This is a genomic window from Rodentibacter trehalosifermentans, from assembly GCF_002000545.1.
GTDB classification, from domain to species: domain Bacteria; phylum Pseudomonadota; class Gammaproteobacteria; order Enterobacterales; family Pasteurellaceae; genus Rodentibacter; species Rodentibacter trehalosifermentans.
Genome location: NZ_MLHL01000036.1, coordinates 1 through 9,748, shown reverse-complemented (window position 1 = coordinate 9,748; position 9,748 = coordinate 1). Strand labels below are relative to the sequence as shown.

General features: G+C 40.5%; 10 protein-coding genes. 6 read left to right on the top strand and 4 right to left on the bottom strand.

What is annotated here, in order from left to right:
• Nucleotides 1-6: 6 nt before the first annotated feature.
• Entirely contained in the window at nucleotides 7-279 is a 273-nt protein-coding gene (locus tag BKK52_RS06950) for a PTS sugar transporter subunit IIA (RefSeq protein ID WP_077478356.1), read from the bottom strand.
• Between the two features lie 263 nt (nucleotides 280-542).
• Between BKK52_RS06950 and rpsL the strand changes: the two genes are divergently transcribed.
• The 4 genes from rpsL (at nucleotide 543) to tuf (ending at nucleotide 4,980) form a co-directional block, all read left to right on the top strand.
• Nucleotides 543-917: a 30S ribosomal protein S12 gene (rpsL, locus tag BKK52_RS06945; protein ID WP_005543325.1), complete on the top strand. Its 375-nt coding sequence runs from the start codon at nucleotides 543-545 to the stop codon at nucleotides 915-917.
• 156 nt (nucleotides 918-1,073) lie between these two features.
• Nucleotides 1,074-1,544 (top strand): 30S ribosomal protein S7, encoded by a 471-nt coding sequence (rpsG, locus tag BKK52_RS06940; protein WP_018356117.1) that lies wholly within the window; start codon nucleotides 1,074-1,076, stop codon nucleotides 1,542-1,544.
• A gap of 84 nt (nucleotides 1,545-1,628) precedes the next feature.
• Nucleotides 1,629-3,731, top strand: coding sequence for an elongation factor G (gene fusA, locus BKK52_RS06935; RefSeq protein WP_077478354.1), 2,103 nt, complete (start codon nucleotides 1,629-1,631; stop codon nucleotides 3,729-3,731).
• 64 nt (nucleotides 3,732-3,795) lie between these two features.
• Complete coding sequence (gene tuf, locus BKK52_RS06930; protein WP_077419639.1) at nucleotides 3,796-4,980, top strand: elongation factor Tu; 1,185 nt, start codon at nucleotides 3,796-3,798, stop codon at nucleotides 4,978-4,980.
• Between the two features lie 108 nt (nucleotides 4,981-5,088).
• On the opposite strand, the gene BKK52_RS06925 is transcribed toward tuf, so the two are convergent.
• From BKK52_RS06925 to BKK52_RS06915, 3 genes are all read right to left on the bottom strand, one after another.
• The gene (locus BKK52_RS06925) at nucleotides 5,089-5,763 is read right to left on the bottom strand and encodes a pseudouridine synthase (protein WP_077419638.1); all 675 of its coding nucleotides are present in this window, start codon (nucleotides 5,761-5,763) and stop codon (nucleotides 5,089-5,091) included.
• A 2-nt stretch (nucleotides 5,764-5,765) separates the two neighbouring features.
• Nucleotides 5,766-6,317, bottom strand: a complete 552-nt coding sequence (locus BKK52_RS06920; RefSeq protein WP_077419637.1) for a TIGR00645 family protein — start codon at nucleotides 6,315-6,317, stop codon at nucleotides 5,766-5,768.
• Nucleotides 6,318-6,406: 89 nt separating this feature from the next.
• Nucleotides 6,407-7,999: a DNA recombination protein RmuC gene (locus tag BKK52_RS06915; RefSeq protein WP_425272080.1), complete on the bottom strand. Its 1,593-nt coding sequence runs from the start codon at nucleotides 7,997-7,999 to the stop codon at nucleotides 6,407-6,409.
• A gap of 201 nt (nucleotides 8,000-8,200) precedes the next feature.
• Between BKK52_RS06915 and BKK52_RS06910 the strand changes: the two genes are divergently transcribed.
• Together BKK52_RS06910 and BKK52_RS06905 are read left to right on the top strand one after the other, a co-directional pair.
• Nucleotides 8,201-8,746 carry a restriction endonuclease subunit S gene (locus BKK52_RS06910; RefSeq protein ID WP_279626513.1) on the top strand — a complete coding sequence of 182 codons (546 nt, stop codon included), beginning with the start codon at nucleotides 8,201-8,203 and terminating at the stop codon, nucleotides 8,744-8,746.
• A gap of 25 nt (nucleotides 8,747-8,771) precedes the next feature.
• On the top strand, nucleotides 8,772-9,698 hold the full coding sequence (locus BKK52_RS06905) for a site-specific integrase (protein WP_077478348.1): 927 nt from the start codon (nucleotides 8,772-8,774) through the stop codon (nucleotides 9,696-9,698).
• Nucleotides 9,699-9,748 lie beyond the last annotated feature (50 nt).

Genomic DNA, 9,748 nt, shown 5'->3' with positions numbered 1-9,748 from the left:
TCTACTTCAGCCCCAAATATTTTCTTTTGTGAGTAAGTGAGAGGCCAAATTCATCGGTGTGCCACCGAGAATATCGGTTAAAAAAATCAATCCGGATTGCGTATCTAATGAGGCGATTTTTTCTTGTAGTTCCTGTTTTAAGTGAGAAACATTATCTACGGTAAAGATTGATAAGGTTTCAAAGTTTGTTTGTTTTCCCACAATTAATTCCGCACTTTCTATTGCCGCTTTGGCAAAGTTTCCGTGGCTCATTAACACGAGGGCAATTTCTTTTGACATTGTGTTTTTCTCCATTGAGTTAAGTATTGATGACAATGTAGGAGAAAGTGATGATTGACTCAATTTTTAGAATTGCACGATATATCGTGCAAACTAAATTCGAAACAAGAGGAAACGGAGTGAGGATTTCCGGTCTTGGCGTATGTTTAATTATTGACAAGAGTGGGGGAAATCATTAGAATTTGCCGTCTATTTCTATATTGGAAGTAGATTTTTTGAACAACATTCTATTATTGAATAACATTTAAACTGGAGCTTTTTTAATGGCAACTATCAACCAGCTAGTACGCAAACCGCGTGTGAAAAAGGTTGTAAAAAGCAACGTTCCTGCATTAGAGGCTTGCCCGCAGAAACGTGGTGTATGTACTCGTGTATATACTACAACTCCTAAAAAACCTAACTCAGCGTTACGTAAAGTATGTCGTATCCGCTTAACAAACGGTTTTGAAGTAACTTCTTATATCGGTGGTGAAGGTCACAACCTTCAAGAGCACAGTGTTGTATTAATCCGTGGTGGTCGTGTTAAAGACTTACCGGGTGTGCGTTACCACACAGTACGCGGCGCATTAGACTGTGCAGGCGTAAAAGATCGTAAACAAGGTCGTTCTAAATACGGCGTTAAACGTCCTAAAGCTTAATGGTTCTCCGTTAAGTAAGGCCAAACGTCTAAATTAGCAAACAATTTAAACCATAAACTCCAGTCAAAAGCGCAGTGCGCTGCAAAATTTCTCAACAGAGAAAGATTGCTGATGAGTTTTGGATATCCTGAAGATTAAAATACGGAGAAATTCGCAATGCCACGTCGTCGTAGTATTGAACCACGCAAGATTCTTCCAGATCCGAAATTCGGTTCAGAATTACTTGCAAAATTTATTAATGTAATCATGGTTGACGGTAAAAAATCCGTTGCTGAATCCATCGTTTACGGTGCATTAGAAACCTTATCAGAGCGTACAGGTAAAGAACCTTTAGAAGCTTTTGAAATCGCACTTGAAAATGTGCGTCCAACCGTTGAGGTTAAATCCCGCCGTGTTGGTGGTTCAACCTACCAAGTCCCGGTTGAAGTTCGTCCGGTTCGTCGTAACGCATTAGGTATGCGTTGGATCGTAGAAGCCGCTCGTAAACGTGGTGATAAATCAATGGCTTTACGCCTTGCAAACGAATTATCAGATGCTTCTGATAACAAAGGTGCAGCAGTGAAAAAACGTGAAGATGTTCACCGCATGGCTGAAGCGAATAAAGCATTTGCTCACTACCGTTGGTAATAAGCTTTTGAACTTAAAGGGCTTCATCATTGATGAAGCCTTACCCTTATATAAACAGATATTAAACTAAACAAGGTTATAATAATGGCACGTACAACTCCTATTGAAAGATATCGCAATATCGGTATTAGTGCGCACATTGATGCGGGTAAAACGACTACTACTGAACGTATCTTATTCTATACAGGTGTGAGCCACAAAATCGGTGAAGTACACGATGGTGCGGCAACAATGGACTGGATGGAACAAGAGCAAGAGCGCGGTATCACCATCACCTCTGCGGCAACCACCGCATTCTGGTCTGGTATGTCTCAACAATTTCCACAACACCGTATCAACGTTATCGACACCCCGGGACACGTAGACTTTACTGTTGAAGTAGAACGTTCTATGCGTGTTCTTGATGGTGCGGTGATGGTTTACTGTGCGGTAGGTGGTGTTCAACCACAATCAGAAACCGTATGGCGTCAAGCAAATAAATATGAAGTTCCTCGTATCGCATTTGTAAACAAAATGGACCGTACCGGTGCGAACTTCCTCCGTGTGGTTGACCAATTAAAAACACGTTTAGGTGCGAATGCCGTTCCACTTCAACTTCCAATTGGTGCTGAAGACAACTTCACCGGTGTAGTTGATTTGATCAAAATGAAAGCGATCAACTGGAACGAAGCTGACCAAGGTATGACCTTCACTTATGAAGATATCCCTGCAAACATGGTTGCAGATTGTGAAGAATGGCGTCAAAACCTTGTCGATGCAGCGGCTGAAGCTTCTGAAGAGTTAATGGAAAAATACCTTGGTGGTGAAGACTTAACAGAAGAAGAAATCAAAGCAGGTCTTCGTCAACGTGTATTAGCAAACGAAATCATCTTGGTTACCTGTGGTTCTGCCTTTAAAAACAAAGGTGTTCAAGCCATGCTTGATGCAGTGGTTGAATACTTACCGGCACCAACAGACATTCCTGCAATTAAAGGGATTAACCCGGATGAAACTGAAGGTGAGCGTCATGCAAGCGATGAAGAGCCGTTCTCTTCATTGGCGTTTAAAATCGCAACCGACCCATTCGTGGGTAACTTAACCTTCTTCCGTGTTTACTCTGGTGTGATTAACTCAGGGGATACCGTGTTGAACTCTGTGCGTCAAAAACGTGAACGTTTTGGTCGTATCGTTCAAATGCACGCAAACAAACGTGAAGAAATCAAAGAAGTTCGTGCAGGTGATATTGCAGCGGCAATCGGCTTAAAAGATGTGACTACGGGTGATACATTATGTGCGATTGAAGCACCAATCATTCTTGAGCGTATGGAATTCCCAGAGCCGGTAATCTCTGTTGCAGTAGAACCGAAAACTAAAGCAGACCAAGAAAAAATGGGTATTGCATTAGGTCGTTTAGCACAAGAAGACCCTTCATTCCGTGTTCATACGGATGAAGAATCCGGTGAAACCATCATTTCAGGTATGGGTGAATTACACTTAGATATCATCGTTGACCGTATGAAACGTGAATTCAAAGTGGAAGCAAACATCGGTAAACCACAAGTATCTTACCGTGAAACTATCCGTACCCGTGTTAATGATGTTGAAGGTAAACACGCAAAACAATCCGGTGGTCGTGGTCAATACGGTCATGTTGTTATCGACTTGTATCCATTAGAACCGGAAGGTCCGGGTTACGAATTTGTTAACGAAATCAAAGGTGGTGTAATTCCTGGTGAATACATCCCAGCGGTTGACAAAGGTATCCAAGAACAACTTAAATCTGGTCCATTAGCGGGTTATCCGGTAGTTGACCTTGGTGTACGTTTACACTTCGGTTCATACCATGATGTGGACTCCTCCGAGCTTGCGTTTAAATTAGCCGCTTCTTTAGCATTTAAAGCAGCGTTCGCTAAAGCAAACCCAGTTCTACTTGAGCCAATCATGAAAGTAGAAGTTGAAACACCACCTGAGTATGTGGGTGATGTAATCGGTGATTTAAGCCGTCGTCGTGCAATGGTTAACGGTCAAGAAGCGAACGAATTTGTTGTTAAAATTGATGCAGAAGTTCCACTTTCTGAAATGTTCGGTTATGCAACAGACTTACGTTCACAAACCCAAGGTCGTGCATCATACTCAATGGAACCGTTAAAATATGCTGAAGCACCAACAAACGTTGCTGCGGCAGTGATTGAAGCGCGTAAAAAATAATTTTTGTAAACCAGCGGTATAAAATCTCTTCGGTTTTATACCGCACTTTTAGGAAATATTAGCAATGTCTAAAGAAAAATTTGAACGTACAAAACCGCACGTAAACGTGGGTACAATCGGCCACGTTGACCACGGTAAAACAACTTTAACAGCAGCAATCACCACAGTATTAGCAAAACACTACGGTGGTTCAGCGCGTGCATTTGACCAAATCGATAATGCACCGGAAGAAAAAGCGCGTGGTATCACCATCAACACTTCACACGTTGAATATGATACTCCAACCCGTCACTATGCACACGTTGACTGTCCGGGACACGCCGACTATGTGAAAAACATGATTACCGGTGCGGCACAAATGGACGGCGCTATCTTAGTAGTAGCGGCAACTGACGGTCCTATGCCACAAACTCGTGAGCACATCTTATTAGGTCGCCAAGTAGGTGTACCTTACATCATCGTATTCTTAAACAAATGCGATATGGTAGATGACGAAGAGTTATTAGAATTAGTTGAAATGGAAGTGCGTGAGCTTCTTTCTCAATATGACTTCCCGGGTGATGATACGCCAATCGTGCGTGGTTCTGCATTAAAAGCCTTAGAAGGCGATGCTGCATGGGAAGAAAAAATCCTTGAGTTAGCTAACCACTTGGATACTTACATTCCAGAGCCTGAGCGTGCAATTGACCAACCGTTCCTTCTTCCAATTGAAGACGTGTTCTCAATCTCTGGTCGTGGTACTGTAGTAACCGGTCGTGTTGAGCGTGGTATTATCCGTACTGGTGATGAAGTTGAAATCGTAGGTATCAAAGATACAGCGAAAACCACAGTAACCGGTGTTGAAATGTTCCGTAAATTACTTGACGAAGGTCGTGCAGGTGAGAACATTGGTGCATTATTGCGTGGTACGAAACGTGAAGAAATCGAACGTGGTCAAGTATTAGCGAAACCGGGTTCAATCACTCCACACACAGACTTTGAATCAGAAGTGTATGTATTATCAAAAGATGAAGGTGGTCGTCATACCCCATTCTTCAAAGGTTACCGTCCACAGTTCTATTTCCGTACAACAGACGTAACCGGTACTATCGAATTACCGGAAGGCGTGGAAATGGTAATGCCTGGCGATAACATCAAAATGACCGTATCTTTAATCCACCCAATTGCGATGGACCAAGGTTTACGTTTCGCTATCCGTGAAGGTGGCCGTACAGTTGGCGCCGGTGTTGTTGCGAAAATTATTAAATAATTCATTGAATCAATGAAGTGAGAAGGCAGATCTTTAAATGATCTGCCTTTTTTATAATTTTTCTTAGTTCTCTCTTTACCCGGCGGGTATTTATAGCTAAAGCGGTACCTATTTAATTTTCAGCCAAGAAAATAATTTCTCAATTTCCTTTTCTGATAGCTTGCGATATTCCCCATTTGAAATCCCTTCAATGGACAATGGCCCAATCGCATAGCGAACCAAGCGTAAAGTGGGGAAACCGATGTGAGCAGTCATTCGTCTGACTTGACGGTTTCGTCCCTCGCTAATTTTTATCTCCAACCATGAAGTGGGAATGGATTTCCGCTCTCGAATAGGCGGCGTACGATCCCATAAATTTGGTGCTGAAATCAACCGCACTTTTGCCGGTTTTGTTCTCCCGTCTTTAAGCATAACCCCCTGTCGTAGTGGGGCGAGATCTTGCTCAGTCGGTTCACCTTCTACCTGCACCCAATAGGTTTTCTCGGTTTTAAATTGAGGATCAGCAAGGCGATGTTGTAATGCACCGTTGTTGGTCAAAATGAGTAAGCCCTCGCTATCCCGGTCTAATCGCCCTGCCGCATAAATATGTGCTATGGGAATGAAATCCTTGAGTGTTGCCCGCCCTTTTTCATCGGTAAATTGCGTCAGCACATCAAAGGGCTTGTTAAATAAAATCACTTGGGTTTGCGCAAGGTTTATCTTTGGGCGCCGGATTTTAGTCGGCAAAAAGGAAACGCCAACATGTTTTTTGTTCGCGTTTTTCCGGGAGAACCTGTTATTCATGATTAGTGATTTTTATGGCTGGTACTGTATAAAATCTTATCCGTATAAGCCAAGGCGATAGCTGAAACTAAAAAACCAAGATGCAAAAAAAGCTGCCACATCATGGTTTTTTCGGGAAGGTTGCTGACATTCACAAAGGTTTGCAACATATGAATAGAAGAAATCGTGATGATTGACATTGAAAGTTTTACTTTCAGCACGGTTGCATTGACATGGCTCATCCATTCCGGTTGATCAGGATGACTACGGGTTTTGAGTTTTGATACAAAAATCTCATAACCGCCAATGGTCACCATCACTAACAAATTGGCAATCATCACCACATCAATCAGATTTAACACCGCAAGCATAATTGTGTTGGAATCCATCTCATTAATATTGGTGATTAAATGCCAGAGGGATTTCATAAATTTGTAGGCGTAAATCCCTTGCACAACCACAAGCCCAAGATAAATCGGCAATTGTAACCAACGGCTGGCGAAAATAATTTTACTTAATGCGTTAGATTGTTGGTTATATTTGGCATAAAGATCAGGTGATTTTTGCTGTTCCATTCATTTTTCCTAACTTGTTGTAAAAATTAATCAATAAAAAACGGCAAAAAAATAGCAGTTTTTTTGAAAATAGCAATAAAAAATGAGGATTATTTTTCTTCTTGAGTAAGCAAGGACAAACGGCTTAAATCCACACCATGATTTAATAATTCAACATTTGGCATCGTTTTATTGGCTTTGGCGGATAAATCTTTAAAGCGTTCTATTTTCCCCACTAAACCTTGCTGCCCCACTAATGCTGTCACCGTGCTGTTATATTGATTGGTAACGGTGGAAAGACTATTCCCCAATTTCCCCAAACGTTCCGCCACCAAACAAATTTGATTATAAATCTCCCCGGCCTTTTCGGCGATTTCTCTGGCTTCCAGATTGCCCCGTTCAATTCGCCATAGATTTGCTATGGTGCGCAAAATCGGCATCAACGTGGTATGGGAAACCATAATGACATTTTTTTCATAGCCATAATTAAAAAGATTCGGATCTTGTTTTAACGCCTCAATATAAGCCGGCTCAAGTGCAATAAACATCAGCACAAAGTTCGGGCTACGCATGCCGATTAAGTTGCTGTAATCTTTTTTGTGCAAATCATCAATATGATTTTTAAGCGCTTTAATATGCTCTCGTAGTAAAGCTTCCCGTTCAACATCATCTTCAGCATTGACCGCACGTTCATAGGCATTCAACGACATTTTGCTGTCAATAATAAGGTGTTTTTCATCGGGTAAACTCAATACAAAATCAGGGTAATTCCGCCCACCTTGTTCGTCTCTAAAATGTGCTTGCGCACGGTAATGCACATTTTCAACTAAACCGGCAAGTTGTAATGCCCGTTCTAGTTGCACTTCCCCCCAATTCCCTAAGGTTTTCTTTTCCCTCTTTAACGCCGAGGTTAAATGACTTGCCTCTTGCGACATATTTAAGCCAATTTCCAACACTTTCTTAATCTCTGCCTCTAAGCCCGCATTGCCTCTTAAGGATTCCGAATGGATTTCATTCACCCGTTTTTGAAAACCCTCAATTTGTTCACGGAAAGGTTTAAGCAACGTTTCTAGTGCTGTTTGGTTGGTTTGATTAAAAGAGCGGCTTTTTTCATCCAAAATACGATTAGCAAGATTTTGAAACTCAATGCCAAGTTGTTGTTTTGATTGCTCAATATTTTGTTGCTGTTCGGCAAAATGTTTTTCTTTTTCTGCCAAGGTGGTTTTTAACCCTGTCAGCTCTTGTGAAAGTGCGGTCAATTTTTCCGTTAAATTAAGCTGCTCTTGTTCTTTACGCAAAAGATGAGCTTGGCTTTGTTGTAGCTGGGTTTGTAAACTTTCCGCTTGAGCAGAGGCAATACCAAAACGCTCTTTCAACGCTGTGATTTGTGTGGCGATTTGCTCGTTGCGAGCCTGCTCTTCATCCAATTCTTTGGTGAGGTAGGCCATTTTTTCATCCCGCTCACTTAAACGGATTTGTAACCCCTCACTTTCTGTTTGGGCTTTCACAGCCTTCTGTTCCAACAGATTTTTTTGTTGATTGAGTAAATCAAAACGTTCGGCAAGTTGATTAAAATCGCTATTGGTTCTATTCAAATCTTGCTGTAACTCTTGCACATCGCGCGAACGGCGGGCGAGTAGAAAACAAAGGATAATCAGAATAAAAAGCGATATACCAAGAAGAATAAGAAAAGAAGGGGTCATCCACATTGTCATAATAAGCCTCAAAATTTTGTAAAGTTTATCACAGAGGGAAAAATCACTCTAATAGTAGAGATTTTACTGCGCATCAATTTAGACACTGTATTGGAGCAGCTAGCGCCCTCATCTATAAATGCCCATAAAATTTCATCATTTTTATTTACAATGCTCTCATAATAGAGGAAATGGACATAATTTTTCACGATTCTTTGTAAAAAAGCTCACGCTTGGGAACAGAGGAAGTTGGGGGAATTAGGAAAAGTACAATCAGGGATTGGGTTTCCTGAAACTGAACAAGGCAATCAGATTGGGATTCCTTTTTATAAAGTTTCTGATATGAATTTATCTGATAACGAACAAGTAATGTTAATTTCTAATAATTATGTTTCAGATCAACAAATATCAAAAAATAAATGGAAAGTGATCACTGATGTTCCTGCGATTATTTTTGCCAAGGTCGGAGCTGCATTGTTACTAGATCGCAAGAGATTGGTTATAAAGGATTTTTTTATTGATAATAATATGATGGCATATTCGTTAGATTCTACTCAATGGGATACTTATTTTGCTAAAACAATATTTGAAAATATTAAATTAGCTAAATATGCCCAAATTGGAGCTCTACCATCTTTTAATGCGAGTGATATTACCAATATATCTTTATTTATTACCAATCAGCCTGAACAACAAAAAATCGGCACATTTTTCACCGCACTTGATCGCTACATCACCATTCATCAGCATAAGTGAAATACATTCTTATAGGAGATTCATTATGAATGAGGTAACTTCAAAGCAAGCGCTATTCCATCAATACTATTCACATTGGATTCATATTTATAAGGAGGGAGCAATCAGAAAAGTGACGATGTCTAAATATCTGCTTACGCTGGAATGGCTTAAACGGCTGATTCCTAAGCTATTACTATGTGATCTTAATCGCATTACTTATCAAAAGTTACTCAATGATTACGCTCGCTACCATGAGCGACAAACAACAATGGATTTTCATCATCAGTTAAAGGGAGCAATTCTTGATGCTGTTGATGAAGGCCTTTTAACTCGGGATCCCACGAGAAAGGCGATAATTAAAGGTCGTCCGCCACGAACAAAAAAGCCCAAGTATTTAAACCAATTTGAATTGCATACCCTAATTACAAAGTTAAATTTAACGAAAGAACTTAATTGGGATTGGTTTATTTTATTGATTGCAAAAACAGGAATGCGCTTCTCCGAAGCATTAGCTATCACACCAAAAGATTTTGATTTTTCACATCAAACTCTGTCAATTAATAAAACGTGGAATTATAAAGAGGGAGGTGGTTTTTTACCTACGAAGAACCGATCCTCGGTACGCAAAATCCCGCTTGATTGGAAAACAATTATTCAATTTTCCGATTTAATTAGAGATAAGCCCGAAGATCAACCTATTTTTGTGAAACAAAAGATTTTCAATTCTACGGTCAACGACATTCTGACACGCCGATGTAAAAAAGCGAATATTCCGATTATTTCATTGCATGGTTTGCGCCATACTCATGCCTCGTTGCTTTTATTTGCCGGAGTTTCAATTGCCAGTGTTGCCAGACGACTGGGGCATTCAAATATGACGACAACACAAAAAACCTATTTGCATATTATTCAAGAATTAGAAAATCGGGACATTGATCTTGTTATGCGTTCATTGTCAAATTTAAGCTAATTTTACGCAAATATCACTTATGCTGATGAATGGTGATGTAGCGATCAAGT

Excerpts from the sequence above, each read along its gene's own strand:
- BKK52_RS06950 (WP_077478356.1), bottom strand. The coding sequence starts at position 279 with ATGTCAAAAGAAATTGCCCTCGTGTTAATGAGCCACGGAAACTTTGCC.
- rpsL (WP_005543325.1), top strand. The coding sequence starts at position 543 with ATGGCAACTATCAACCAGCTAGTACGCAAACCGCGTGTGAAAAAGGTT.
- rpsG (WP_018356117.1), top strand. The coding sequence starts at position 1,074 with ATGCCACGTCGTCGTAGTATTGAACCACGCAAGATTCTTCCAGATCCG.
- fusA (WP_077478354.1), top strand. The coding sequence starts at position 1,629 with ATGGCACGTACAACTCCTATTGAAAGATATCGCAATATCGGTATTAGT.
- tuf (WP_077419639.1), top strand. The coding sequence starts at position 3,796 with ATGTCTAAAGAAAAATTTGAACGTACAAAACCGCACGTAAACGTGGGT.
- BKK52_RS06925 (WP_077419638.1), bottom strand. The coding sequence starts at position 5,763 with ATGAATAACAGGTTCTCCCGGAAAAACGCGAACAAAAAACATGTTGGC.
- BKK52_RS06920 (WP_077419637.1), bottom strand. The coding sequence starts at position 6,317 with ATGGAACAGCAAAAATCACCTGATCTTTATGCCAAATATAACCAACAA.
- BKK52_RS06915 (WP_425272080.1), bottom strand. The coding sequence starts at position 7,999 with ATGACCCCTTCTTTTCTTATTCTTCTTGGTATATCGCTTTTTATTCTG.
- BKK52_RS06905 (WP_077478348.1), top strand. The coding sequence starts at position 8,772 with ATGAATGAGGTAACTTCAAAGCAAGCGCTATTCCATCAATACTATTCA.